The sequence below is a fragment of the Methylomonas koyamae genome (assembly GCF_006483455.1).
GTDB classification, from domain to species: Bacteria; Pseudomonadota; Gammaproteobacteria; order Methylococcales; family Methylomonadaceae; genus Methylomonas; species Methylomonas koyamae_B.
On the sequence record NZ_PPPU01000019.1, the window covers coordinates 54,201 to 79,981 of the forward strand.

General features: G+C 56.5%; 27 protein-coding genes and 1 tRNA gene. 13 read left to right on the top strand and 15 right to left on the bottom strand.

The genetic code is table 11. From position 1 onward, the window contains the following. Nucleotides 1-19 precede the first annotated feature (19 nt). Nucleotides 20-844 carry a glutamate racemase gene (gene murI, locus C2U68_RS12145; protein WP_140912748.1) on the bottom strand — a complete coding sequence of 275 codons (825 nt, stop codon included), beginning with the start codon at nucleotides 842-844 and terminating at the stop codon, nucleotides 20-22. Nucleotides 845-1,049: 205 nt separating this feature from the next. Between murI and mutY the strand changes: the two genes are divergently transcribed. The 3 genes from mutY (at nucleotide 1,050) to C2U68_RS12160 (ending at nucleotide 3,055) form a co-directional block, all read left to right on the top strand. Next, nucleotides 1,050-2,117 (top strand): A/G-specific adenine glycosylase, encoded by a 1,068-nt coding sequence (mutY, locus tag C2U68_RS12150; protein WP_140912749.1) that lies wholly within the window; start codon nucleotides 1,050-1,052, stop codon nucleotides 2,115-2,117. Further along, nucleotides 2,101-2,373 carry an oxidative damage protection protein gene (locus tag C2U68_RS12155; protein WP_140912750.1) on the top strand — a complete coding sequence of 91 codons (273 nt, stop codon included), beginning with the start codon at nucleotides 2,101-2,103 and terminating at the stop codon, nucleotides 2,371-2,373. Before mutY ends, C2U68_RS12155 begins: the two co-directional genes overlap by 17 nt. Nucleotides 2,374-2,509: 136 nt before the next feature. After that, nucleotides 2,510-3,055, top strand: a complete 546-nt coding sequence (locus tag C2U68_RS12160) for a hypothetical protein (RefSeq protein ID WP_140912751.1) — start codon at nucleotides 2,510-2,512, stop codon at nucleotides 3,053-3,055. A gap of 25 nt (nucleotides 3,056-3,080) precedes the next feature. On the opposite strand, the gene C2U68_RS12165 is transcribed toward C2U68_RS12160, so the two are convergent. The 4 genes from C2U68_RS12165 to C2U68_RS12180 form a co-directional block, all read right to left on the bottom strand. Next, nucleotides 3,081-3,617, bottom strand: a complete 537-nt coding sequence (locus C2U68_RS12165; RefSeq protein WP_140912752.1) for a hypothetical protein — start codon at nucleotides 3,615-3,617, stop codon at nucleotides 3,081-3,083. A 37-nt stretch (nucleotides 3,618-3,654) separates the two neighbouring features. Then, nucleotides 3,655-5,070, bottom strand: coding sequence for a dihydrolipoyl dehydrogenase (gene lpdA / locus C2U68_RS12170; RefSeq protein ID WP_140912753.1), 1,416 nt, complete (start codon nucleotides 5,068-5,070; stop codon nucleotides 3,655-3,657). Nucleotides 5,071-5,279: 209 nt separating this feature from the next. Further along, nucleotides 5,280-6,374: a phosphatidylinositol-specific phospholipase C gene (locus C2U68_RS12175; protein ID WP_140912754.1), complete on the bottom strand. Its 1,095-nt coding sequence runs from the start codon at nucleotides 6,372-6,374 to the stop codon at nucleotides 5,280-5,282. A 302-nt stretch (nucleotides 6,375-6,676) separates the two neighbouring features. After that, the gene (locus C2U68_RS12180; RefSeq protein WP_140912755.1) at nucleotides 6,677-7,357 is read right to left on the bottom strand and encodes a laminin B domain-containing protein; all 681 of its coding nucleotides are present in this window, start codon (nucleotides 7,355-7,357) and stop codon (nucleotides 6,677-6,679) included. Nucleotides 7,358-7,636: 279 nt separating this feature from the next. Between C2U68_RS12180 and C2U68_RS12185 the strand changes: the two genes are divergently transcribed. Further along, nucleotides 7,637-7,713 (top strand) — tRNA-Pro (locus tag C2U68_RS12185). A 125-nt stretch (nucleotides 7,714-7,838) separates the two neighbouring features. On the opposite strand, the gene tmpT is transcribed toward C2U68_RS12185, so the two are convergent. Further along, entirely contained in the window at nucleotides 7,839-8,486 is a 648-nt protein-coding gene (tmpT, locus tag C2U68_RS12190) for a thiopurine S-methyltransferase (RefSeq protein ID WP_140912756.1), read from the bottom strand. A gap of 126 nt (nucleotides 8,487-8,612) precedes the next feature. Here tmpT and C2U68_RS12195 point away from each other — a divergent pair, with 126 nt between their 5' ends. Continuing rightward, a complete protein-coding gene (locus C2U68_RS12195; RefSeq protein WP_140912757.1) occupies nucleotides 8,613-9,035 on the top strand; it encodes a helix-turn-helix domain-containing protein in 423 nt (140 codons plus the stop codon). Nucleotides 9,036-9,067: 32 nt separating this feature from the next. Here C2U68_RS12195 and C2U68_RS12200 read toward each other — a convergent pair whose 3' ends face one another. Beyond that, nucleotides 9,068-9,610, bottom strand: a complete 543-nt coding sequence (locus tag C2U68_RS12200; protein ID WP_140912758.1) for a glutathione peroxidase — start codon at nucleotides 9,608-9,610, stop codon at nucleotides 9,068-9,070. Between the two features lie 52 nt (nucleotides 9,611-9,662). Further along, the gene (locus C2U68_RS12205; protein WP_186289595.1) at nucleotides 9,663-11,660 is read right to left on the bottom strand and encodes a methyl-accepting chemotaxis protein; all 1,998 of its coding nucleotides are present in this window, start codon (nucleotides 11,658-11,660) and stop codon (nucleotides 9,663-9,665) included. Between the two features lie 383 nt (nucleotides 11,661-12,043). On the opposite strand from C2U68_RS12205, the gene C2U68_RS12210 reads away from it, so the two are divergent. The 3 genes from C2U68_RS12210 to fliW all read left to right on the top strand — a co-directional run bounded on the left by C2U68_RS12210 (nucleotide 12,044) and on the right by fliW (nucleotide 15,778). Continuing rightward, nucleotides 12,044-14,209, top strand: coding sequence for a zeta toxin family protein (locus tag C2U68_RS12210; protein WP_140912760.1), 2,166 nt, complete (start codon nucleotides 12,044-12,046; stop codon nucleotides 14,207-14,209). Nucleotides 14,210-14,295: 86 nt separating this feature from the next. Then, on the top strand, nucleotides 14,296-15,030 hold the full coding sequence (locus C2U68_RS12215; protein WP_140912761.1) for a VPLPA-CTERM sorting domain-containing protein: 735 nt from the start codon (nucleotides 14,296-14,298) through the stop codon (nucleotides 15,028-15,030). Between the two features lie 289 nt (nucleotides 15,031-15,319). Continuing rightward, nucleotides 15,320-15,778: a flagellar assembly protein FliW gene (gene fliW, locus C2U68_RS12220; RefSeq protein ID WP_140912762.1), complete on the top strand. Its 459-nt coding sequence runs from the start codon at nucleotides 15,320-15,322 to the stop codon at nucleotides 15,776-15,778. 42 nt (nucleotides 15,779-15,820) lie between these two features. Here fliW and panD read toward each other — a convergent pair whose 3' ends face one another. From panD to pcnB, 5 genes are all read right to left on the bottom strand, one after another. Next, complete coding sequence (panD, locus tag C2U68_RS12225; protein WP_140912763.1) at nucleotides 15,821-16,201, bottom strand: aspartate 1-decarboxylase; 381 nt, start codon at nucleotides 16,199-16,201, stop codon at nucleotides 15,821-15,823. 98 nt (nucleotides 16,202-16,299) lie between these two features. Next, nucleotides 16,300-17,151, bottom strand: a complete 852-nt coding sequence (gene panC, locus C2U68_RS12230) for a pantoate--beta-alanine ligase (protein WP_140912764.1) — start codon at nucleotides 17,149-17,151, stop codon at nucleotides 16,300-16,302. 3 nt (nucleotides 17,152-17,154) lie between these two features. Beyond that, nucleotides 17,155-17,964: a 3-methyl-2-oxobutanoate hydroxymethyltransferase gene (panB, locus tag C2U68_RS12235; RefSeq protein WP_140912765.1), complete on the bottom strand. Its 810-nt coding sequence runs from the start codon at nucleotides 17,962-17,964 to the stop codon at nucleotides 17,155-17,157. Then, nucleotides 17,961-18,464 carry a 2-amino-4-hydroxy-6-hydroxymethyldihydropteridine diphosphokinase gene (gene folK, locus C2U68_RS12240; RefSeq protein WP_140912766.1) on the bottom strand — a complete coding sequence of 168 codons (504 nt, stop codon included), beginning with the start codon at nucleotides 18,462-18,464 and terminating at the stop codon, nucleotides 17,961-17,963. Before folK ends, panB begins: the two co-directional genes overlap by 4 nt. After that, complete coding sequence (gene pcnB / locus C2U68_RS12245) at nucleotides 18,461-19,813, bottom strand: polynucleotide adenylyltransferase PcnB (RefSeq protein ID WP_260839333.1); 1,353 nt, start codon at nucleotides 19,811-19,813, stop codon at nucleotides 18,461-18,463. Before pcnB ends, folK begins: the two co-directional genes overlap by 4 nt. 273 nt (nucleotides 19,814-20,086) lie before the next feature. Between pcnB and C2U68_RS12250 the strand changes: the two genes are divergently transcribed. From C2U68_RS12250 to C2U68_RS12260, 3 genes are read left to right on the top strand one after another with little or no spacing between them, the layout of a single operon-like run. Beyond that, nucleotides 20,087-20,266 carry a hypothetical protein gene (locus C2U68_RS12250; RefSeq protein ID WP_140912768.1) on the top strand — a complete coding sequence of 60 codons (180 nt, stop codon included), beginning with the start codon at nucleotides 20,087-20,089 and terminating at the stop codon, nucleotides 20,264-20,266. Beyond that, nucleotides 20,267-20,731 carry an RDD family protein gene (locus C2U68_RS12255; RefSeq protein WP_140912769.1) on the top strand — a complete coding sequence of 155 codons (465 nt, stop codon included), beginning with the start codon at nucleotides 20,267-20,269 and terminating at the stop codon, nucleotides 20,729-20,731. A gap of 60 nt (nucleotides 20,732-20,791) precedes the next feature. After that, the gene (locus C2U68_RS12260; protein ID WP_140912770.1) at nucleotides 20,792-21,178 is read left to right on the top strand and encodes a hypothetical protein; all 387 of its coding nucleotides are present in this window, start codon (nucleotides 20,792-20,794) and stop codon (nucleotides 21,176-21,178) included. Between the two features lie 76 nt (nucleotides 21,179-21,254). On the opposite strand, the gene lptG is transcribed toward C2U68_RS12260, so the two are convergent. Both lptG and lptF read right to left on the bottom strand, forming a co-directional pair. Continuing rightward, a complete protein-coding gene (lptG, locus tag C2U68_RS12265; protein ID WP_140912771.1) occupies nucleotides 21,255-22,322 on the bottom strand; it encodes an LPS export ABC transporter permease LptG in 1,068 nt (355 codons plus the stop codon). After that, on the bottom strand, nucleotides 22,319-23,455 hold the full coding sequence (lptF, locus tag C2U68_RS12270; protein ID WP_140912772.1) for an LPS export ABC transporter permease LptF: 1,137 nt from the start codon (nucleotides 23,453-23,455) through the stop codon (nucleotides 22,319-22,321). Before lptF ends, lptG begins: the two co-directional genes overlap by 4 nt. A 96-nt stretch (nucleotides 23,456-23,551) precedes the next feature. Here lptF and C2U68_RS12275 point away from each other — a divergent pair, with 96 nt between their 5' ends. Together C2U68_RS12275 and C2U68_RS12280 are read left to right on the top strand one after the other, a co-directional pair. After that, a complete protein-coding gene (locus C2U68_RS12275) occupies nucleotides 23,552-25,036 on the top strand; it encodes a leucyl aminopeptidase (RefSeq protein ID WP_140912773.1) in 1,485 nt (494 codons plus the stop codon). Nucleotides 25,037-25,083: 47 nt separating this feature from the next. Next, the gene (locus tag C2U68_RS12280; RefSeq protein ID WP_140912774.1) at nucleotides 25,084-25,536 is read left to right on the top strand and encodes a DNA polymerase III subunit chi; all 453 of its coding nucleotides are present in this window, start codon (nucleotides 25,084-25,086) and stop codon (nucleotides 25,534-25,536) included. Nucleotides 25,537-25,781 lie beyond the last annotated feature (245 nt).

Sequence of the window (25,781 nt, forward strand, 5' to 3'; positions counted from 1 at the left end):
ATGCACCCGGTTGTCGGCACTAGCCAATCGCTGCGATTGGCCTGGCCTGGATCGGCTCGACTAGGACCGGGCTGCCCCATAAGGCCGAAACCACCGAACTGGCGTTGCTGCCCGCCGCGCTGGACAGGAAACGGGTGCGCGCCGGCTCCGGGCGCAATGCCGAGGCTCGTTGATTACCCAGGCGCCGCGCCAATTCCTTGGCCACCGCGGTGGCCGGATCGATGATGGCCCGCTCGGGACCGATGATTTCTCTGACCAGCGGCAGTAAAAACGGATAATGGGTACAGCCCAACACAATGGTATCGGCTCCGGCCGCCAGTAGCGGCGCCAGATAGGTTTCCAGCAAGGCCCGGCTGGCAGGACTATCCAACTCGGCTTTTTCCACCTGCTCCACCAGGCCGGGGCAAGGTTGCAACAGGATATTGACGTCCTGGCCATATGCCGCGCACAGCCGGGCCACGTTGGCGCTAGCCAGCGTCTGGCGAGTCGCCAACACGCCGATCACGCCGGATTGGGTGATGCCGGCAGCCGGCTTGATCGCCGGCTCGATCGCCACCACCGGCAACGGGCACCAGGCGCGCAGTTTTTCGATCGCCACGACGGTAGCGGTATTGCAAGCGACGACAATGGCCTTAGCGCCCTCGTCGATTAAAAATCCGGCAATGGCCGCCGACCGGTCTTCGATGAAACCGGCATCGCGGTCGCCGTAAGGCGCGTAACCGGAATCGGCCACGTACAGCAAATCTTCATTGGGCAACTCGGCGCGGATCGCCCGCAACACGGACAATCCGCCCACGCCCGAATCAAATACGCCGATCGGCGCGTCGGCGGCAGGCATTTTCATGATAGAACTGATGACGAACTTGGTTTGGTAAACGCTATTGGCCGGTAACTATATCAGCATCGGTACCAGATCGGGGGCGTGCGCTCGAAACCGATGTATATGACAATCGGCAACTGTTTACGCCGCAACCGGCTCGAGCATAAGCAAGCCACCCCGGTTCATGCTAACGTAGCCGCAGACATCAGGAACAGAATTAACGACAGCCATGCCCCCCGATCAATTTCAACGCAAACTACTGGCCTGGTTCGATAGCCACGGCCGCAAGGATTTGCCATGGCAACACGACATCAACCCTTACCGGGTCTGGATTTCCGAGATCATGCTGCAACAAACTCAGGTCGCCAGCGTGATCGGCTATTACGAACGCTTCATGGCGCGCTTCCCGTCGGTGCAAAGTCTGGCCGCCGCCGAACTGGACGAAGTTCTGCAATACTGGTCGGGGCTGGGCTATTACGCCCGCGCCCGCAACCTGCACAAGGCTGCGCAAATCGTCGCGGCCGGTGGCGGCGAATTTCCGCAAACTTTGGCCGGCATGTGCGAATTGCCCGGTATCGGCCGCTCGACGGCCGGCGCCATTCTCAGCATCGCCTGCGGCCAGAGCCAGCCGATTCTGGACGGCAACGTCAAACGGGTGCTGGCCCGCTACCACGCCGTTTCCGGCTGGCCCGGGGAAGCCCGCGTCAGCGAGCAGCTATGGCAAATCGCCGCCGAATACACACCGCCGCAGCGCACCGCCGCCTACACTCAAGCCATGATGGACCTAGGCGCCACGCTGTGTACCCGCAGCAAACCGTTGTGCGAAATCTGTCCGGTCGCAGCCGGCTGCCAGGCCCGGCAGCAAGGTTTGACCCGGCAATTGCCGCAAGCCAAACCGCGCAAGGCTTTGCCGATCAAACAGACTTACTGGCTACTGCTGCAAGACGCGGACGACCGCATCTTGCTGGAAAAGCGGCCGCCAACCGGTATTTGGGGCGGCTTGTGGAGCCTGCCGGAATTCGACGACATGGCCGCCGCCGGCGACTGGTGTCGACAGCAGGGCCGGACCGAACAAACTCCGCAAGTGCTGCCGACCAGGCGCCACACTTTTTCCCATTACCACTTGGATTACACGCCACTGCTGGCCAGACTGGAAAACCCCAGAAACAATGTGATGGAAGCGGATCGGACGGTTTGGTATAAAGCCGCCGACTTTGCGTTACTTGGCTTGCCGACACCGGTCAAGCGCCTGCTGCAACAACATTATCCCGAGGATTATTATGACGAGAATGGTTAAATGCGTGAAACTGGGCATCGAAGCGGAAGGGCTGGATGCGCCGCCGTTTCCTGGCCCGAACGGCCAACGCATTTTCGAGCACGTCTCGAAACAGGCCTGGAAAGACTGGCTGGCAATGCAGACGATGATCATCAACGAGCGCCGCCTGGCCAGTTTCGACCCATCGGCAAAAAAGGTATTGGAAGCGGAGCGCGAGAAATTCCTGTTCGCCGGCGGCTTCGAAATGCCGGAAGGTTACGTACCGAAAAAGGATTGAACCGCTGGGCGGCGCGGCCGGTTTCAGGCCCACCGCCCTGCACAACTTTTGTCCGTCCGATATCTGAGCGTAAATTTGACAAGCGGGGCTTCACTGGCAGACTGGCGAGCGTTATCAACCGTGCCAGGAGACAGCCATGAGCGCAACCGTAGCCCCGCAAATTCAATCGATGCGCACCGCTCTCAGCGACGCCAATTGGGTCGGCCGCATCGTCGACGTGTTTTACGCCAAGATGCTCGACGACTACCGCATCAACCGCTTCTTTTTCAGCAAACCGGCATCCGAACAAACCGCGGCGCTAAAGACTTACCTCAAGGCTTATTTCAGCAGCTTCAATAGCAAAGACGAAGCGGTTCTGGAAGCGCTGGACCAGTATTTCACGGTGGCTTTTGCCCGCACCAACGCCAAGCCGAGCCTGGTCACCGGCAACGATTTCGCATTTTTGCTGGACATTATCGGCGGTCAGGAAATCCGAACCATCACACTGCTATGTCCCGCGCACAGCTTCCTGATCAAGCTGGGACCGGATGACTTCCATTACGACATTGTGATGGAACATCTGAACGCAACCCTGCAGCAATTGAACGTCGCCGACGATCTGGCTTACCAAATTTTGGCCTTGGCCGAAAAAGGCCGTAACGGATTGCTAGCGCGCGGCAGCGAAACCAAAAAAGCCGCCTGACGCACCAATCGTCGGTACGGCAACCTCAGCGCAAAATATCGTCGCCTGAGGTTCTGGCGTAATCTTCCGGGAAAGCGGTCTGGATATGAATTTCTTCGCGACTGCTACCCGGCAGTTTGCAAACCAGGATAAACAACTGCAGGATAAAGCCGTCGCCCTTGTGGGTGGATAGCCAGTCGAACGACGTTTGGGCGCCCTTGGTTTTCGGACGATACACAGTGAAGATGTCGAAATCGCGCCCTTTGCGTAATACGACGCCGCGAATTTCGACCTTTTTGCATTGCGGATTGTTGAGCTTGGCCAACTCAATCTGGCCCGGCACCGAATTCAACACCTCGTGTAGGGCCTGAATTAGGTGTTTGCGCGAACCGAGTAGAATCGAATCTTTCGCCGGTAACTTGGCGCCGCCGCGCGAAAAAAAATCCTCGCGCGCCTCGGTGTGTAGCGAGATGGCGTGACCGGCCTTGGCGACAGCGGCGGCCAAGTCGGGCCGCGGCCGGCCCTCGCTGTCGCACAATATCCGGTGAACTTCGTCCAGGCCGTAGGGGCGGTTATAAGCCATCGCTTGATTCCTTTCCGAAAACCGGCCGGCCCGAACTTTACTTCTTCACGTACAAGTCGGTGATCGTGCCTTCGATCATCTCCGCCGCGAAGGCAAAGGTTTCCGACAGAGTCGGATGCGGATGGATGCTGAGGCTGATGTCGGTGGCATCGGCGCCCATTTCCAACGCCAATACGGCTTCGGCCACCAATTCGCCGGCGCCGGGACCGGTAAAACCGGCACCGAGAATGCGGCCTGTGGCTTTATCGGTCAGGATTTTGGTCAAGCCTTCGCTGCGGCCCAAGGCCAGCGAACGGCCGGACGCAGCCCAGGGGAAGGTGGCTTTGTCGTATTCGACGCCTTGTTGTTGGGCCTGGGTTTCGGTTAAACCCATCCATGCCACTTCCGGGTCGGTGTAAGCCACCGACGGAATCGTCAATGCATCGAAACCGGCTTTGTGGCCGGCGATGGTTTCGGCGGCGATTTTGCCTTCGTGAGTGGCTTTGTGGGCCAGCATCGGGTTGCCGACGATGTCGCCGATCGCAAAAATATGACTAACGTTGGTGCGGCCTTGTTTGTCGACCGGAATGAAACCACGCTCGTCGACATTGACGCCGGCCTTTTCGGCATCGATCAGCTTACCGTTGGGGCGGCGACCGACCGCGACCAATACCGCGTCGAAGGTTTCGCTTTCCGGCGCGTCTTTGCCTTCCATCGCCACCTTAATGCCGGCATCGGTGGCTTCCATCGCCTTGACGCTGGTTTTTAGCCACAGGTTGTCGTACTGCTTTTTGATCTTGCGTTGCAGCGGCGTGACCAAATCCTTGTCGCAGCCGGGGATGATCTGGTCCATCAACTCCACCACGCTGATTTTCGAACCCAATGCATGGTAAACCGTCGCCATTTCCAGGCCGATGATGCCGCCGCCGACGATCAGCAGTTTCTCCGGCACGCTGCTCAGACTCAAGGCGTCGGTGGAGTCCCAAACCCGCGGATCGTCGTGCGGGAAGCCGGGAATTTTGGTCGGCTGCGAGCCGGCGGCAATGATCGCGTTGTCGAAAGTCACGGTCTGGATACCGGACTCGTTGGTCACCGTCAGGCTGTTGGCGCCGGCGAATTTACCCTCGCCGTGAATCACCGTCACCTTGCGCTGTTTAGCCAGTTTGGCCAGACCACCGTTCAGGGTTTCGGTCACGCTCTGCTTCCAGCTTCTGACTTTGTCCAGATCGATTTGCGGCTTGCCGAAACTAACGCCGTGCGCGGCCATGTCCTCGGCTTCGTGGATGATTTGCGCGACGTGCAACAATGCCTTGGACGGAATGCAGCCGACGTTCAGACAAACGCCGCCCAATACCGGATGGCGTTCGACCAAGACCACTTGCTTGCCCAAATCTGCGGCGCGAAACGCCGCGGTATACCCGCCCGGGCCACCGCCCAAAACCAGAACTTCGGCGTGAGTTTGTGTATTGCTCATGAAATGGAACTCCCTGAATGGTGAAATCGGTTACCGCCGCCTTCGGCAAGCTGGCGCATAGCGTATGCGACGATTTTACCGGTTACCGCGCAGGATAGAAAATTAATCGGCCCCGGCCAAGAATCCGCTGATTCGGCAGGTGCGATTGGACGGGAACTCGGGACGGTAGCCGCAGCTCGGTCGACCTGCGGCGCGTACTGCCAAAGACCCTATTTATTCATCGCGATGATGTTGTTAATCAAGCTCTTGCCCGGAAAATCCATCATCACCATACCGATCCGCTTGCTGACCCGGATATTGAGATTCAGGGTTTGGTAAACCTGATTCAATGCGGCGTAATTGGTACGCAGATTGCGCAAAAATTGGCTGCTCAGCGGATTGGTACCGAGAAAGGCGATCGAACACAGCTTGCCCAGACAATTCACCCGTGGAAAATCCGGATAGGTGTTGGGATTGGTCAACGTGGTCAAGCCGGTCATCAACTGCGGCGCATCGGTTTGCGGCGAACTTTTGCCGCTGGCGGCGAAGTACGGAAAACCGCCGGTGGAACCGGTCAGACAGCGGTTAATATAGATTTTGTCCTGGTCGCCACTGGCGGCCGCCATGAATTGGGTCCTGGCCTTTTCCCAAACCCCGTACAAATCCCAATTGCTATTTAAAGGGCAGTCGTCCGGCGCAGTACCCTGCCGCTCCAGCTCCCTAAAGTTGATACCCTGCCGGGTCGATTCCGCGAAGTTTTGCAGCAGCACGACCTTGCCGCGTACCGTGCCCAGCGCCGGATTGAAGTTGCCACCGGGTTGCCAGAACAGGCCGGGATATTTGGCGGTAATCGCGTCGTAGGTCTGACGAAATTCGCGGGTATTACCGGTCGGAGTCGATTCTTCCTTGACCCGCATCACCACAGTTTCGCCGGGGTGTTGCGTCAAAAACGCCTGCACCGCGTCGAGTACGTCGGTAAAACTGGCTTTCTGGTAAACCGTTCCGTGGTAAATCAAAAAGTTGTTGTTGACGTGGCGGCAACGAATATCCAATACCCGGATGCCGGCTTCGAGTTGCTCTCGCAGATCCATGGATTGGGTTTGCGGAATATCGCCGCCGTACAAAGACATCGTGTCATGAGTACCGGGTAGGGATAGCTGGCTTAGTTTCAGCGTATCCGGCAGTTCGGCCAGCCAGTCCGGGTTGTAGGCGCCGTTGTCGGCGTCGTGGGAATAGGCTTCGCGGTCGATCACGGTGGCGGCGTCGGCGTTGACAGCGATCATGCCGGCGATGGCGAATGCGGTTAACGTGGCGGTGAATTTCATGGCTATCTCCTGGTTTTGGTTATCGGGTGCCGAAGTTCAACTTCGGTTAACCGATAACAGTCAAACCGCGTGCCAATACAGCAAGCACAACCCAGGATATTGATTTATATTGCTTATTTTAGATTCAGCGCGGAATTTTCCGCAGCAGACGTATTCCATGCTGCACGAAATACCGTAGATCTACCTTATGTCGTGCGACTCCTTTCCAGAAATAGTCGCAATCAATCGGCTTGCCGAAGCGGGGAAAGGGCGCTATTGGCTCATGCTTTTCGACCCCAGCGTTGCAGATCAATTCTTTCCGCCTAGCGCCAGCGTTTCAGGCGGGCGGACCGCCAAAAACCGCAGAGCCCCCATCCAAATAGCCAGAAAGCCCCCGGCAACGGCACAGTTTGCAACACCACATTATCCAATCCGGCGGTTTCGACAATACCGTTGGTAAATTCACCGTGGATGTATAGCCCGCTCAAATTGGATAGCACATTGCGGAAGTCGTTTTCACTGGCAAAGCCGCCGGTCGAGGTACCCAACCTCCATTCGGACGACGGCGTAAAGCTCAAACCAATGTGCGTCCAACCACTATTGGGTACGATGTCTGGATTGCGCTTCCAAAGCAAGCGTAGGCCATTCCCGACCAACATGACGTCGGTAGTCTGCCAATTTACGTCGCCGTTGCGGTAGGTCAAATCATAGGACAGACCGGTGGCCGCCGACTGAGCCCCCAGAAATGCGCCCGGCGCGGAAAAGGTAAAGTCGCCGGCATCCGGGTCGTTTGCGGCAAGATAGTTGCCAGGGTTGCCGCCGCCGGTCATGAAACTTGGCTGGTATTGACCGACAATCCTGTAGTCGTTCTGGCTAAAATCGGCAAAGCTGACGATTTGCCAGTTCTCGCTGTCGACGTCGAACGAACTGGTCACACTGGCTTGCGCCGGTTGCAAAATCAGCGCGAACACAACGTTAAAATAGAATAGACGGGTTAGGTTCATTTTCACTTCTCCCAGGGCAAACAACCCGGTATTTTCGTTAGCGTTAATCCGCGCCCCAGCGCAGACTAACAGCCGCAGTCAGGCACGCTCTCGTGAAATATTAGCAGGCTGTCGAAATTAGTTGGCATCGATTCCAAATAAATACCAATGCCGAATGCGTCCACGGGCGACCATTTTCAAACCATCCTTTCGCCGCCTACGGTCCTGCCCTTAAGCGCGCATGTCTCGTAAAAAATTACATGTCGGTTTTAACGGTCTTTGTTAAAATATTTGACGTTACGGAGTGTAGCTCAGCTTGGTAGAGCACTGCCTTCGGGAGGCAGGGGCCGGAGGTTCGAATCCTCTCACTCCGACCAAATTTTCCGCAGATTTACCCTCGGCTTCATTTGCCATGAAACCGGACCCCGCCCTTCGGCCTCACCGGACATTGATAAAGCTTTCAGCCTTGGCTGAGCATCATGATCGAATACAAGCGCCCTATCTACTGCGCATCCGGTTTTTCGATTAACCAAGTCGTTTCTCGCGCTGGCACCTTACCTTTCAAGCCGCCTTCAACTACAGTGCAGGCCAACGGCGTCAAGCGGTAATTGCCGGCATAAAGGTCGCGCACTTCGTCGGCAGCCACAGAAAACGGCGGGCCTTCCGCCAGCATTTGGTCGTATTCGTATGCCACCAACAACTGCGGCGCGGCGCCAGTCAAGCCAGTCAGATGGGCTGCGTATTTTTGCCGGATTTCGGCGGGCAGCGCGACTAAAGCGGCACGGTCGTAAACCGCGTCTACCGGACCGAGCAGGTCGGCCGACAGCTCGAAAATATCACCGACGAACAGGTCGATGTTATCCGCCCGATAATGCCATAGCGAGCCGGCCGATTGAGTTTGCGGCGCCAGTTCCAGTTCGTCGAACAATTCCTCGACTGCGATTTTGCTCAGTTCCGCGCCGGCGACGCGGAAACCGGATGCCAGCAACCAGGCAATGTCGCGAGTTTTGCCGCACAAGGGCAGCATTACCCGGCTGCCGATCGCCAAATTCAATTTATCGAAATGCGCCACCAATAACGGGTTGGCCTGTTGCTGATGAAAGCCGATTTCGCGGCGCTCCCATTTTTGGTGCCAAAAATTTGCATCCATATTTTCTCCTTACGGGTTCGGTGCCATGCCGCCGCGTTGTACCAGTCATCACGGCGAATGGGTTCCGGCTCAGAATACGAGCTCAAGCCGACTTTAAGTCAAGCATTAATTTCGAAAGGAAAACGGATGGATATTGCCGAAGTTGCACGGATTTCCGGATTGCCGGCGTCCAGGTTGCGGTATTACGAGGAAAAAGGCCTGATCCGCTCCAGCGGCCGGGTCGGCCTGCGGCGGCAGTTCGATAACGCAACGTTGCAAAGGCTGGGGCTGATCGCTTTGGGCCGGCGCGCCGGGCTGTCGCTGGACCAGATTACCACGATGTTCTCGGCCGACGGGATGAACATCGACCGCGATTTGTTGCGCGCGCAGGCTCTGGAGCTGGATCGCAAAATCCAGGAATTGGCGGCGATGCGCGACGGCCTGCTTCATGCCGCCGACTGCAACGCGGCCAGCCATTTCGAGTGCCCGAAGTTTTTACGCTTGATGAAAACTTCTACGCGTAAGGCAGGAACAGGCCGAATCGGGAAAAACTTCAAGCACGGCGACTAGCGCAGCGCGAAATTTTCCCGACCCGCACGGAATCAACGCCCGGACAGCAATTCGCCGATTTTGGCGTCCAATTGCTCCGGCGTGGTGTTGCTGGGGAAAGCCGAGATCAACTCGCCGTTACGGCCGATCAGATATTTATGAAAATTCCATTGCGGCGCCTGGCCGCTGGCCTCGGCCAGTTTCCGGAAGAATGGGTTGGCATTGGCGCCGGTCACCGCGCTTTTCTCCAGCATCGGGAAGGTCACGCCGTAATTGATGTAACACACTTTCGCGGTTTTTTCGGCCTCGTCGAATTCCTGATTGAAGTCGTTGGACGGAAAGCCCACCACTGCCAAGCCGCGATCCTTGTATTTTTGATATAGCGCTTCCAGACCTTTGAATTGCGGGGTGTAGCCGCAATTGCTGGCGGTGTTGACCGCCAGAACCAGTTTGCCCCGGAAGGCTTGGCAAAAGTCGATTTGTTCGGTCGAACGCAGTCGGGCCATTTTAAAGTTCAACAAATCGGCGCAGGTTTCGGCGCCGAACGCCGGCAGCGCCACGCCGCAAATACTTAGCAATAACATCAAGGTTTTCATAGTCGTGCTCCGCTGTAACCAGGCACGCCAGTTTACCGGGCTGCCCGGCAAGTCAAGCGCCGATCTTGAACTGGTTAATCAAACCGTTCAGATTTTCCGCCAGCCGATTCAGATGGCTGGCGGCTTGCGTGGTTTGTTCGGCGCCGGTTGCGGTTTGTTCCGACAGGCTGGTGATATGAATGATATTGCGGTTGATTTCCTCGGTGACGGCGCTTTGCTGTTCCGAAGCGCTGGCGATCTGCAAATTCATCGCGTCGATCGTCGCTACCGAGCGGCTAATCGATTCCAACATCTGCATGGCATCTTGCGAGCGCTCGACGCCGATCTGGGCTTGATTACAGCTCTGTTGCATCACCCTGACCGCCTCGCGCGTACCGCTTTGCAATTGGGCGATCATGTTTTCTATCGTTGCAGTGGATTCTTGGGTCCGGCTGGCCAGGCTGCGCACCTCGTCGGCTACGACCGCGAAACCGCGGCCGTGCTCGCCGGCTCTGGCCGCTTCGATTGCCGCATTCAATGCCAGCAGATTGGTCTGTTCGGCGATGCTTTTGATCACATCCAACAACGCGCCGATCGATTCGCTGCTCTTTTCCAGATTTCGAATCACGTTAGCGGCCGCTTCGACATCTCGCGCCAGTTGACTGATGGCCTGGGTAGTGCCTTGCACCACATTTTTGCCGTTTTTGGCTTGTTCGTTGGCGCTGCTCGCCGCTTGCGCCGCATTGTTGGTAGTAGACGCCACTTCGTGGATCGTCGCGCTCATTTCGGTGACCGCCGTCGCCACCGAAGCGGTTTCCTGGCGCTGGCGATCGATGTGGGCTGCACTTTGGTTGGCAACGCTATAGACTTGCTCAGAAGACACACGCAAGTCGGTACTGGTGAGCATGATCTCACGCAGCAGGGCCGAGCTGGTTTCGACCATCGCATTGAAGTTTTTGCCGATTTCGCGCATTTCGTCTGCGGAATCGATAGTCAGGCGTACCGTCAAATCGTTTTTGGCGATGCGCTGGGTTGCACTATTGATCAGCGCGATATTCCGGTTAACCGAACGGGTCAACCCGGCCAGCAGCAGCACCACGACGAACAGCACGCCGGCCACGCCAGCCACGGTAAACTGCAAAGATTGGTTAGCCGCGTCAGCGCGGGCTGCGAACAGCGCGCTCAGTTCGTGAATCAGACCGTCGTAAAGTCGGTAAGACTGGGTGATGGCTTCGGTAGCAGTCTGAAACACGCTGTCGCTGCCGACGTTGACGGTCTCGCTTTCCAGCAATTCGCGGCGGATTAAATCCTGCATCGCTGTCAAGGCCTGGTTATGGTTTTGGATCAAGCTCTGCAGCTTGGCGCCGACCGCGGGATTTTCGGCAGCCGCCACCCGTAGGCCGCTATCCAGCTTATGGGCATAGGTGCCGATATTGGCCATCGAAAGCAGCAGTTTATTTTTCGCTTCGGGGCTGAGTTGGCCTTTCGCCGCAACACCGGAAGCCAGCGCTCGGGTTTGGCCCATGAATTCGATCAGTTGCGGTAAATCCGCGGTCAGCGCGAAACCCAGATGAAAGCTGTCCAGCTTCGGATCGAGGATGATGCCGGACGTATTGGCGATATGGGTGATCAAATCCAGACCATCGGCAATCAAATTATTGTGGGCTCCTATCACTGCGCTCAGTTCCTGATCCATCGCGTTGGTTTGGACTGTTTCCCATTGCTGCTTGAGTTTGTCCAACCGCTCCGCGGTTTTCAGGAGGGAAGTTGCCGTTTGATCCAGCCGCGCCAACTCGGTGAAATCGGCATTGATCTCCTGGCGCTTGCCGACGATGCGTTCCTTGAACTGTCCGGCGCCGTTGCGGTAAGCGTTAGTCATGCCCCGGTGCTGTTGAATATGCTCGATCGGCAATCTCAGCAGCTTGATATAGTCCAGGCCCAGTCGTTCGCCTTGCAGATATTCGGCTTCGCCGACAAATTGCTTGACCAAAATACTGCCCATCGCCAGCATCGGGATCAAGACTATCAAGAACAACAACGTGAATTTGGCCGGATAACTCAGTCTATTCATCAGCGTCACGGCCGGAGCAATCAAAAAATCCATAAATTAAGCCCATGTAATTAATTGCTGCAAAGTATAGGCAAGGATTGTTCCGAACGTATTCGCAGCCGACAAATTTAGATGCTAACCCAACGCTGAGAATCGGGCCGCCAATCCCGCATGATTAGACTGGTTTTATCGCTTCGGCAGCCCCTCGACCGAAACGCGCAAAGTCAGTCGACTCAAGACCAGCCGACATGCCCGGACACCGAACCATTCGGCTTCTTTCCGCAGGAAGCGATGGGGTATGTCAAGATACGCATCGGGCAATTGATTTCTGCCGGCAAACCACGTAATTTTCAGCGCCGGCGACGGCCGAATCCCAATCGAAAAAAATAATAAGAGGGTAAAACATGTCAAACCCCTGCCGGACCCTGCCGGGTTACCGCCCATTAAAACGCTTGCGTACTGCACTGGCGATTGCCCAGGGCACCAGCTTGCTGTCCACGCTATTGAACGAATTGGAAACCACGGTTTCTCACGATCAGACCAAACGGGTCACCTACATGACCGGTTTATATTCGCGGATTCACCGCGAAATGTTCAGCGACTGGAAAGAACAGCCCACGGTCCCGCACCGCCCCGGCACGATGCCGAAGGCCGATAAGCGCAAGCAATTCCGGATCGCTATCGAGCGCTTGGTGCTCGACGGCGACAGCAATCGCGACAGTGCGATTTTCGACAACAACGGTTTTGTTATTTACAGCGAAGACATCGCCGAGCGGCTGGCGAGCTTTTACCACTCGTTAAGGGTAATCAGGCCATTTGCTTACGGCAACCGGATCACGCTGGACTTCTTTATCACCGCATTAGGCAATCTGCCGGCCTTCAAAGCGGTTTACGACCAAGGCATCGATTTCCGCCGCCTGACTGCGGAAGACGCTCGGGTGTTACACAATCACGCCAGCCAGCACCGGGCATTGAGCCGAGCCTTCCAGCACGCGCTGGATTGTACCCGGACCAAACACCTGTGCAATCACGCCAACCGCTACGGCAGATGGCCGGAAAACAAGCGCTTTTTGCTCGGCATTCCATTTCTGTCCCACACCACACCGGACGGCATCGAATGCCTGCTCACCGTCACAGGCGGCCTGGTACCGTTATCGAGTATTTCAGCCGAGCAACTGATCGCCGGCCAGCACTTCGCGGACAACCCGCTCAGTGTGTCGGAACACGTGATCGGCTATCTGCCCGGCACCGAGGACTTGCGCGCGCCGGGCAAGACCGAGGTCGACGCGATTCCGGTCCGCAGTGATGGGATTGCGCCTTTATTTTGCCTTGACGTCAACATGTTGACCGGTTTGCGCTCGCCGAGTCAGGCCGAACTGCTCGACCTGCTGCGACAGTGTGGCGGAGAACAGGCTAACTTGTTCTTATTGGCGGACAACCCGTCTTTAAAAGACAAGATGCTGACCGCCGCCCAGCGGGAGACAAGGCTGCGGCGCACGGTGGAAATCGCCTACGACCGGCTTGGCAAAATCAACCGCATCCTGCTGGCGGCCTGCGATGCGATCTTTACCGGTAAAACGCCGGCGGCGGAACCGCAGTTTTTAATGAGTATGGGCGGAGCCGGGGCCGGCAAAACCGCGGTTGAAGAAATTGCCGGCGCAATTTGCGGCGACAATTTCGTCATCGCATCGCTGGACGAATTCCGCAAACTCAGCGATTTATATCGTTTACTGACCGCCGCCAATCATCACAGCGACGATTACATTTACATCGAACCCTTCGCCAACCGGCTACGCGACCTGGTCGCGCAAAGGGCTCGCGAACAACGTATCAACATTTTGTACGACGGCACCGGTATTCCTTACCATCCGCGTTATTCGACGATCATCAGCCAATTCCGGGCGGCCGGTTTTCGCACGCAGATTACCGCAGTAGACGCTTTCTTGGTGAAGCCGGCCGGCCGGGAGTTAGAGCTATCGCGCTCCGGTGTGGTAGGCAGCGTCAAAACCCGGTTTCACGCGAGCGGCCGCGCCTTGCCTTGGGTTGTGACCATCGACAAGCACATACGCTCGCCGCAAGAGTTTTTGCACGCACTGGAAGACACGGCAGTGTCGAAAATATCGCTGTTCGCCAACGACGGCGAGCGCGACCGGCACTATCTGGTTGCCGAAAGCTTTCTGTTGGACGACGGCGAATTGGATCACCTGCAACAACAGCAGCTGAATGGCAACCTGGCATCACATTTACTCGACTTGAGCCGCGCGCATCCGGATTCCACCTTGAAAAGCCTGGCCGGCACTGACGAGCAACGCTTGGCCGGTTTACTGGCACGCAACAGCGACATTGGGGAAGACAACGTCGGCTATTTGGTATACAAGGGCGCCGAAACCAACCGGGTATTGGCGATCTACCATTTGCGCCGGCTAATCGATTTCGTCGAGAAACGCCAACTCAATCCAAACGCATCCGGCGAAGAGGGCTTGCTGCATAAACCGGCCGCATCGGCATTTCACATCGATCCTTACGCAAAGGACTCCTGGGTGACCCGATTGCAAGGCAGCCTCGAATGAAGCCTATTGTCCTTTGGTTCAGTCACAGTTAAGTTTTAGCCCAGTATGATTGTCTGCAACACTTTTTTACTCCTTGGAGACAATCTATGAATGTGACCGCCATTTTCAAAAGCGCGGCGATGGCCGGCATTTTAATGTTATCGTCGGCATCCGCGCTGGCCGCGCCGACCAGCTTTAATTTCACCCGCATCACCAGCAACGGCACCGAAGATATCGGTAGCCAGTTGCAAATGGACGTTTACAACAATACCGACGCCGCGGCATTTTTGAATCAATCCTTGACCAACAAAATTCTGTTTACTTTTGCCAACAGTGCCCAGATCGCTGCCAACATCGCCGAAGTTTATTTCGACGATAGTGGCTTGCTGGCTTCGCAAACCTCGATCTTCAATAGCCTGAGCGGTTTTACCTCTTTCAGCCCGGTAAGCTGGACCAAACCCAACGGAACCTTGAAAAACGTCGTATTGCCGGGCGGCAATAACGCAGTTCCCGGTTTCGCGCCTACGCCTTATTTCGGTGCCAATGTCGACCCGGGCAATCCGAATCTCGGCGTGAATACCAGTTCCGATCTACTAGGAATCCTGGTCTCGCTAAATAGCGGCTACAGTTTCGACGACGTCACGACCGCGCTGACTAGCGGTACGTTGCGGATCGGTTTGCACGTCAGATCGATCGGCGCGGCGGGCAACAGCGATTCTTTCATCAATAATTTGGCGCCTACCGACACCGTTACCGGCGTGCCGTTGCCGGCAAGCGCCTGGATGTTCTTGAGCGGCGTGGTGGGATTTTTGGGCTGGCAGCGCCGTAGAACCCTCGCTTAATTTTCCGCACTCCACGCTTTGAACGGCCCGCTTCTGCGGGCCGTTTTGATTTCCCTTCCCGAATTTCGGCAAACCTTTCTGTTTGAATTTGCGGTTGGCTTTTTCCTGATTTCCTGCCGACAGCTACCGCACAACTCCCGCTAACGGTGTAGCCAGATCAATGCGCATTTTTTCATTGCCGGCAACTCCCGTTTCGGCCCGCGAGATTGCAAATAACCGGCTCCGTGCTATACATTGGTGCGTTAGGCAGAAATTGCCGATTCAGATTTCATTCAACACGGGCGGGACCATGGAAATTCAATCGAAGTTATTAGGCAACCAGGAAATCAATCCGGAAACCATCATCAATTTTCCGCGCGGCCTGCCCGGTTTTGAAGATCAAACCCGTTTCAAACTGTTCCATCAGGAAGGTAGCGAAATCGTATATTGGCTGCAATCGGTGGACAATGAAGACCTGACCTTCTCGGTCGCACATCCTGCCCATTTCAACATCAACTACAACTTTACCGTGACCGATCCCGAGGAAGACTTGCTGCAAGTTGCCCCCGGTGACGAATTGGTAATTCTGATCCTGCTGCATAAGGACAACGAGCAGGAGAACGGCAAACCCACTATCAAGGGTTCGATTAAATCGCCGATCTTGATTAATGCCAACAAACGGATCGGCATGCAAAAGATACTGGTGGCGATAGAGCAGAGCATTACACTGACCGAGAAAGTCAGCGAAATAGACGTATCTGAAGCCTAAAAAGGCTATCGGCCGCCGCATCAACCGCGGCGGCCGATCGAATCAGGCGGCCTGAACAGGAATGGAATGACTGGAATGAGTGATTTTGTTGTTGCCGTCGAAGTAAACCAAAGTCGGCTTGTAGTTTTTCAGTTCCTTCTCGTCGAGACTGGCGAAGGCGCAGACGATAATTAAATCGCCGGGGCATGCCAAACGGGCGGCCGCGCCGTTAATCGAGAAAATGCCCGAGCCCTCTTCGGCACGGATAGCGTAAGTAGTAAAACGCTGGCCGTTGTTGATGTTATAGATATGGATTTGCTCGTATTCCCGGATCCCTGAAAAATCCAAAATCTTGCCGTCGATCGCGCATGAACCCTCGTAGTCCAATTCCGAATTGGTCACGCGGGCGCGATGCAGCTTGGCTTTAAGCATGTTTATGTTCATGGTAAGCAAGTTCCAATACTAGGGCAGGCGATTATGCCTGAAATCGGATTGGCTATCAAATTTAAGCATTAGCATTTTTGCGCGAAAACCCTGCATCTTCAAGCGCTTGGCATACAAAAATACACATTGTCTATCAGGCGGGTAGAACCCAATTTGGCGGCGGCCAACACCACCAGCTCCGTATCGCCGGGTACGGCCGGCTGTAAGTCGGCGATCCGGCAGACCGAAAAATAATCCACGTTAAATCCGGCCGCTCGCAACGCGTGTTTACCGCCGCCCTCCACCGCTCGATAATCGGCCGCCCCGGCCAGCAAGGTATCGCGGGCTTCAATTAAAGCCCGGTACAAAGCCGGCGCAGTTTGCCGCTGCGACTTGGTCAAATAACCATTGCGCGAACTCATCGCCAAGCCGTCGGCTTCCCGCACCGTCGCTACACCCTGCACCGTAACCGGAATATTCAAATCGGCCACCATCTGCCGAATCAGAGCCAACTGCTGAAAATCCTTTTCCCCCATCAACAGCCAATCCGGTTGGACCATGTTCAACAACTTGCAAACCACCAGGGCGACCCCGTCGAAATGGCCGGGCCGACTGGCACCGCAATGCAAAGCAGATAGCCCCGCAACCGACACCCGGGTTTGCGAAGCCCGCGGATATATTTCGGCGACACCGGGCAAAAACAATAAGTCGGCGCCGCAGGCGGCCAATTTTTCCGTATCCTGGGTTTCGGTGCGCGGGTAGCTATCGAAGTCTTCGTTCGGGCCGAATTGGGTGGGATTAACGAAAATACTGGCGACAACCCTGTCCGCTTGCGTCTTGGCGGTTTCGACCAAATGAATATGGCCGGCGTGCAGATTGCCCATGGTCGGCACGAAGCCGATGCTCTGGCCGGCTTGCCGCCATTGCCGAATGATTTGCCTTAACTCGGCGACGTTATCGACCGTTTGCATGGATTAGTAGCTGTGTTCCAAACCGGGGAATTGCGCGGCTTTAACCGCCTGATGGTAACGGCCGACAGCGTCTTCTATGCTGGCCGCACCGGCCATGAAGTTGCGGGAGAAGCGGGGCCGATTGCCGGCACCGATGTTGAGCATATCGTACAACACCAGTACCTGACCGTCGCAGTCGACGCCGGCGCCGATACCGATCACCGGAATGCCCAGGGTTTGGCTGATTGTTTTAGCCAGCGCAGCCGGCACGCATTCCAGCACCAACAGCCCGGCCCCGGCTTGTTCCAGTTGCTGCGCCTCTCGCAAGATAGCTTCGGCCTGCGCAGCGTCGCGGCCTTGCACCCGATATCCGCCCAAGCGGTTGACCGATTGCGGCAGTAAACCCAGATGGCCGCAAACCGGCACACCCTGGTCCACCAGAAAACGCACCACGTCGATTTTTGCGCCCTCCAGCTTGACCATCTGCGCCATGCCTTGCTGCATCAAGCGCGCTGCATTGGCCAAGGCTTGGGTTGGTTCGGCGTAGCTGGCAAACGGCAAATCGGCGACGATGAAAGCCCGTTGCGCCGCGCCTGCCACGCACCGGCAATGGTACGCCATGTCGTCGACCGTGACCGGCACGGTGCTGTTGGCACCTTGGATCACCATGCCCAACGAATCGCCGACCAACAGCACGTCGATTCCGACCTGATCCAACAGCGCCGAGAAACTGGCATCGTAAGCGGTCAGGCAACTGATTTTCTCGCCGTTACGCTTCATCGCGGCCAAATCGCTGATGGTCAGACTTTTTGCGGTATCGGCGTAAAGTTTCATGGCTCCAGCCTCTGTAAACCGGCCTGGGGGCAAGCAGTCAGCAAGTCCGCCAGCGGCCCGAACCCTGGGATAGGCAAATCGGCCGGCGCGATGTCGGCCAACGGATACAGCACAAACCCCCGTTTCGCCATTTCCGGGTGCGGTACGACCAACTCGGCTTCGGTGATTATGCTTGACCCGTAAAGCAGAATATCCAGGTCCAGCGTCCTTGCCCCCCAGCGAACCAAGCGCAAACGGCCATGGGCGGTTTCGATAGCCTGCAATTGGCGTAGCAACTCGGCTGCCTCCAGACTCGTGGATATTTTCATCACCGCGTTGACAAAGTCGGGCTGATCCTGCGGACCAACCGGTGCGCTACGGTAAAGTGGAGAAAAGGCCAATTCGGCGACGCCGGCTAGCGTCGCGATCTCGGTCCGCGCTTGCTTGAGTTGTTCGACCGGATTGTCCAGATTGCTTCCCAGGCCGATATAGGCTTCGACGCCGGGATTCAGCGCCGTCATTGCGGATTGGCGACCGGTTTGGTTCGGGAACGGTAGCGGCCGGATTTGCGGTTGCGCGGTTTGCCGCCGCCGGATTTGCCGGGCGCAGTCATTTGTTTGCGCAATTCCTCGTCGGCCTCCTGGAACTGCGCCCACCATTCCACCAGTTGCGGATCGGCGCCGCCGGTTTCCGCCCGCAGCTGAAAGAAATCGTAAGCCGCCCTGAATTTAGGCTGCTCCAGCAAGCGATACGGCCGGGTGCCGACGGTGCGGGCAAACTTGGGCTGCATGAACCAGACGTCGCGCATCGACTGCGTGATGTGTCTGGGCATTGCGGTGATTTTGATTTGCCGCGCCAAAACTTCGTTGGCGGCGTTTTGGTAAGCCAGCGTCTCGTTTTCGCCGTTGCCGATGCGCTTTTGCGCGGCGACTTGCAGCGGCTCCCACAGCAGTGCGGCCAGCAGAAAATAAGGCGTCAGCGTCTTGCCGTCGTTATAGCGCCGGTCGGAGTTTTCCAGCGCTCGAATCAAAAACAGACGCGGAAAGTCCTGTTCCTGGGTAGTCAGACAGCGCTCGGTCTCCGGGAACAAAATTCCGAACAAGCCGTAATGCCGGAGCATTTCGAAGGTTTGCAAACCGTAACCGGCCAAGAACAGCTTTAATACCTCATCGTAAAGCCGGGCGGAGGGAATGCTTTTCAGCAAGTCGGCCTGGGCGTGAATCGGTTTCTCGGTGTCGGGATGCAGCGTAAAGCCCAATTTGACGGCAAAGCGAATGGCTCTGATCATCCGCACCGGATCTTCCCGGTAACGGACTTCCGGATCGCCGATCAGGCGCAACACCCCGGCCGCGTGGTCCTGCATACCGCCGGTGTAATCGACCACCGAAAAATCCCGGATGTTGTAATACAGGGCGTTGACCGTGAAATCGCGACGCCAGACGTCTTCTTCCAACGTTCCGAACACGTTGTCGCGCAGCAAGCGGCCGTCTTCGTGCACCACTTGGCGGTCGGATTCCTCGTTATCGGCGCCGCCGCGAAAGGTGGCGACTTCGATGATTTCCCGGCCGAAGAAGACATGGGCCAAGCGGAAGCGGCGGCCAATAATGCGGCAATTGCGGAATATTTGTTTCACCTGCTCCGGGCTGGCGTTGGTCGCCACATCGAAATCCTTGGGCTCCCGTCCCAGCAGCAAGTCCCGTACGCAACCGCCGACCAGATAGGCTTCGAAATCGGCTTTTTTCAAGCGCGTCAATACCTTGAGTGCGTTCTCGCTGATTTGGGTGCGGGAGATGCAGTGCTCGGAACGCGGATAAATCTTCGCTCTATCGGCAACGACCGGCTCACTGACCGATGGTGCGGCCAAACTCACGGGTGCAAAGATCTTTTTGATGAAGCTAAAAATAATTGTATTCCTTTAATTGATTGAAACCTGCCAAACCGTGTGGCTGCAGCACGCGCAGCTATCAGGCTTTATCATAACACCTCGCCAGAATTAAGCTCAATCGAGCACTTTCTTTTACATTCCCTTGTGTTGAATGTAGAATTCGACCATGCGCCGCGTACCGGCGTAATACCTTGAATACCAGTCAAGCCCGCACCCATTCGTCAGGCCGCGGGCACTTTACTTCGGAGTGTGGAGCGTATGTTTAAAAAGATGTTGCTGGGCTTTGTCGACCGCCCATTGTTCACCAGCCTGTTTGTTGCCGATTTCGCGATCTTGCTGTTCCATCGGCCGCCTTTCGTGTTTTCCATCGCCATGGTCGGCGCATTGGTCGGAATGAGCATGTACATGGGACAAAAACTGGCCCTGTTCGAACAATAATTGCGCAGAGCAAATCCACCGAGCCAACCCGAACCCGGCGCCGCTGCCATAGCGAGGCCGGGTTTTTTACGCCGCATGGGAGCCGTCATATACGACGCGCTGCTTTTGTTGGCTGTGCTGTTCCTGGCCACCGCACTGGCGCTACCCTTTAACGGCGGCGAGGCTTTCGCGGCAAGCCAAGTCTTGTATCCTATCTATCTACTGGCCGTGAGCTTTGCGTTTTACGGCTGGTTTTGGACCCACGGCGGCCAAACCCTGGGCTTAAAGGCCTGGAAAATCAAAGTCGTCTCCGCCAACGCTCAACCTCTCGGCTGGCCGCAAGCCACCCTGCGTTTTTTCAGCGCGCTGTTATCCTGGGCCTGTTTGGGCCTGGGTTTTCTCTGGTGCTTGTTGGACAAGGACCGCCAAGGCTGGCACGACCGCCTGTCCAAAACCCGCGTGGTTTACTGCGAAGAAAAGCGCTGAAGCCAAAATCGGATGTGCTATATTCCCGGCTCAATCTTCTTCATGAGCCGGGAGCACACAATGAAAACAATAACAATAGCCCTATCCCTGTTTGCCGCATTGACCGCCGCCAATGCCGTTGCCGACGTGAAGTTGGCGGACAACGCCAAGCTGTTGGGCAAATGGCAGGTCACTGCCGAATCCCTCGCCCTGGATAGAGAGAAAAAACCGCTCCGAGTAACCTGGGAATTTCAAAAAGACGGCACATTGGTCACCACCGGCGAAGATGCCCGTAGCGGCATCGGCGAAATGACCATTCCGATTAAATACAGCGTGGCCGACGGCTTAATCAAAAAGCAAGTCACTCCGGGCCGGGAAAAATACGAAGACTGCGCCGTCGTGGAACTGGACGAAAAAGATATGGTATTGAAATGTAAATTTCTCTATCTGTTCATGACCCGCAAATAAAACCCGCTTTCGCTCGAGCCGGTTGCCGCAGAGCAACCGGCGCCTTCGGCCAGATTCCACTCAGTATGCACCTGCCTTAGCTGGCCCGTTTCACCGCGTACAACGCGCAACAAAACACCAAGGTACTCGGCAACATTGCCATCAACATCGGATTCATGTCGTAAACCAAACCGACATGACCGGCAATCCGATCGAAAATATTGAAGGTCATGCCGATCACAATACCCATCATGATCCGCGCTCCGGTACTGACGCCGCGGCCGATGCCGATCACGAACGGCGCCGAGACCATCAACATCACGAAGGTGACGAACGGATTAATCAACCGGCTCCAAAACGCCAACTCGTAACTTTGCGATTTCTGATTGTTCTGCTTCAGAAAATCGATATACATGAACAGATCGTACAGCGACAGGTTGTCGGAATTGACCACGGCCACTTTCAGCAGATCGGAGTCTATCCCAGAACGCCAAGCCTGCTGCTCCTGAGCGCCGGCGAGTATTTGCTGCGGCGTGACTTCCGAATGTTTGACCCCCTCCAACCGCCATTGCTTGTCGCCGAGAAACTGGGCGTGCTCGGCCTGAGTCACGCGCTGCAGATGTTTATCCTCGCCGACATCGTAAATCCGCACGTCAGCCAATGACCCGTCGTCCAGAATTTTGCGGACATTGATAAAACTGTCGCCTTCCCGCAGCCACATGCCGTATTGGGACCGCATCACCACGCCGTCGTGCAACGCCGTCGTTTTCAGCAACTGCGCGGCGCGTTCGCAAGGCGGCGCGACGAATTCGCCGACCAGGACCGCAACCACTACCAGCACCAGCCCGGCCAGCATAATGGTGCGGATGATCCAGGCCACCGACAGTCCGGCACCGCGCATCGCGACGATTTCCCGGTTGTTAGCCATCGCCCCGACCACGAACAGGCTCCCCAACAGCGCCGAAGACGGCACCAATTCGTAAAATACCCGCGGCGAAGTCAAGGTCAGAAACCACAAAATGGTCTGCAAATTGTAGCCGCCCTGACCCAAGTCCTTTAATTCGTCGCTGAAGCTGAACAGATTGAACAAGGTCAGCAACAAAATCACCGCCACCAGCGATCCTTTCACGACTTCCTTGACGATATAAAGCGTTAACACATTCATCCGGCAACCTTTCCTGTCAGACTTTGCAAGCACCAGCGCCAACCGTACAGGCGGATCAGCATCGCTATCCCCAGTAACAATAACGCCGTATCCACCCAAAAATAACCGACCCAAGCCGGCAACGCGCCGCTGATGACCCAACTATGATTAACCCGCTGCAGGTTGCCGTAGACGAAGTAAATGCCGAAGGCGACCAGCATGCTGCCGTAAATGCCGCCGCGCGGCGACAGTTTGGCCAAAGGCACTGCCAAAACTGCCAGCAACACCACCCCCAGCGGCGTATTCAAGCGGTCTTGAACTTCCGCAATGTCGCGCAATTCCGGCGACACCCATAAGGCCCGGGTCGGGATCGCCTCCCGGCCCAGACTCAACACCGTGACTTTCTTTTCGATCAATACCGAATATTCCTGGAAGGCTTCGATCACGAAATCCTTATTGCCGGGTACGCCCATCACCCGCTGGCCGTTTTCCAACACCAGATACAAACCGCCCGGCAGATTTTTCAGCCAGCCCGATTCGGCATTGACCACGCCGAGCTTGCCGCCCTGCTTGTTTTGCACGAACACATGGTGCATGCGGCCTTCGTCGTCCACCGTTTCGGTATAGAAAATCAATTCGCCGTCGCTGTATTCGCTGAAACGCCCGGCGGAAATACCGCGGATATCGGCGTTTTGCTTGTCCTGGTGCATCAATTCTTCGGTCCGCGCCTCGGCCCACGGCGCCGCAAACATCGACAGCCCCACGCCAACCAGGCTGAGCGGAACCACCAGCAAGAATACCGACCGGTAAATCGTGAACGCCCCGCCGCCGGCCGAGGAAATGGCCGACATTTCTTGTTCGCGGTACATTCGTCCCAACACCATCAACACCGCCATGAACAAGGCGGCCGGTAAAAACGCCGTGGTGGCAATCACGATTTTCATGGCCAGCAAGGTCATCACCGTCTCATTGGCGATATTACCCTCAATGGCCTGTGCCAGCACCCGAATGAATTTGCGGCTGACGATAATCACCACCAGCACGGTCAGCACCGCCGTGACCGTGAAAAACAACTCCTTGATGATCATTTTATCCAGCACGGTCAACAGCCGAAACGGCCGGCCGGAACTGGGCATTGTGCGCTCGACGCTCAAAGACTCTCTCCCGATATTCTCATGTATAATCGGTCGCAATACCGCTGCAACCGGCAGAAACCCTCAATCCAAGACACTTGATAGTGGATGTATCAAATGGACTATTCTATAGAAAGCGCCCCCTTAGACAAACTGCAAAGCGATTGCCTGCTGCTGGGTATCTACGAAAACCAGCAACTCAGCCCGGCGGCCGCGGTCATGGATACGGCGCAGGGCGGCCTGATCGGCAAACTGATCGCTCGGGGCGACATCAAGGGCAAAAACGCCGAAACCCTGTTGGTCAACAACCTGGCGGACGGTAATATCGCCCGCATCGTCCTGGTCGGCTTTGGCGAGCGCGGCAAAGTCAGCCGCAAACAATACCGTAAGGCGTTGGCCGCCGCGGCCAAAACCGTTAAAGACAGCAAAGTGCAAAACGCCTGCTGCGCCCTGCTGGATATCGATGTCGACGCTGCCGAAAACCCATGGAAAGCCCGGCAAATCGTCGAAGTCTTCAATGACGGCCTGTACCAGTACAGCGCCACCAAGAAAGTCGACGATAAAATCCCGCTGCAACAGCTAAGCATTCTCGCCAACGACAGCCAAAAAGCCGCCGCAACAACCGGATTGCAACAAGGCGTCGCAATCGCCTTGGGCGTGGAACTGACCAAACAACTGGCCGACCTGCCCGGCAACATCTGCACCCCGACCTATCTGGCCGAACAAGCCTTGGCGCTGGCCGGCCAGCACGAACTGTTGAGCTGCGAAATTCTGGAAGAAAGCGACATGGAAGCGCTGGGCATGGGCTCGTTCCTGTCGGTGACCCGCGGCAGCCGCCAGCCGGCCAAACTGATCTGCCTGGAGTACCGGGGCGGCGACAAAAACGCGAAACCCATCGTGCTGGTCGGCAAAGGCCTGACCTTCGACGCCGGCGGCATTTCCTTGAAACCCGGCCAGGGCATGGACGAAATGAAATACGACATGTGCGGCGGCGCCAGCGTGCTGGGTATCATCCGCGCCGCCAGCCTGTTGAATTTGAAACTGAACATCGTCGGCCTGGTGCCGTCCTCGGAAAACCTGCCGGACGGCGCCGCCAACAAACCGGGCGACATCTGGACCAGCATGTCCGGCAAGACCATCGAAATCTTGAACACCGATGCCGAAGGCCGCCTGATCCTGTGCGACACGCTGACCTATGCCAAAAAATACAACCCGGACGTGATCATCGACATGGCGACCTTGACCGGCGCCTGCATCGTCGCCTTAGGCCGGGTGCCGAGCGGCTTGTTCGGCAACGACGACAAACTCTGCAACGAACTGATCGGCGCCGGCGAAACCGCCTGCGATTTGCTGTGGCGGATGCCGATCTGGGAAGAATACCAGGAACAACTGAAATCCAATTTCGCCGACTTGGCCAACATCGGCGGCCCGGACGGCGGCAGCATCACCGCAGCGGTGTTCCTGTCCAAATTCGCCGAGGAATACCGTTGGGCCCACATCGACATCGCCGGCACCGCCTGGCGCACCGGCGCCAACAAGGGCGCCACCGGCCGGCCGGTGCCGTTGTTGGTGCAATACCTGCTGAACCGGGCTCAGGCCTGATTCACCTCAACCGGGAGCGGCGGCCGCTCCGCTCCGCCTAAACCGCCATGACCGCCGCCACCGACAGCGCACTGCCTGAAGTCAGTTTCTACGTGCTCGGCACGCACGACCAGCAGCAACGCCAGGAATTCGCCTGCAAATTGATCGAGAAAATCTACCGTAGCGGCTTTTTCTGTTACGTGTTGGCCGAATCGGCCGAGCAGGCCGAGCAAATCGACCAAGCCTTGTGGACCTTCCGCGCCGGCAGCTTCGTACCGCATCAAATCTATCGTGGCTTGCTGCCGCAATTTCCCGGCACGGTTTTGATCGGCGGCAACGAGATTCCGGACGCCTGGCGCGGCGTAATCGTCAACCTGTCGTCGGCATTCCCGCCCGCCGAACCGCCAACCGAACGGATTTTGGAAATATTGGACAACAGCGAGGAGTCCAAACAAGCCGGCCGCCAGCGTTACCGGCATTACCAACAGTTGGGTTTAGCGATCAACACTCACAAAATGTAGGGTGGGTACGCTAGTGCCCACGCGTTAAAGCCTTGAAAGTGGCGGACAAAGCTTTTCTGTCCACGGATAAGAGGAATAGTCCCAATGCCGCGTGGGCACAAAAACCGTGCCCACCCTACGAAACTCACAAAATGTAGATACCGTCTTAAACCCGCTCATGCAAGGGAAAAATTAGGATCAAAAGGTTTACCGGATTTCAAGATAGCGAAAGCCAGATGAATGAGCTTAAGAAGTGGCTCCATTCG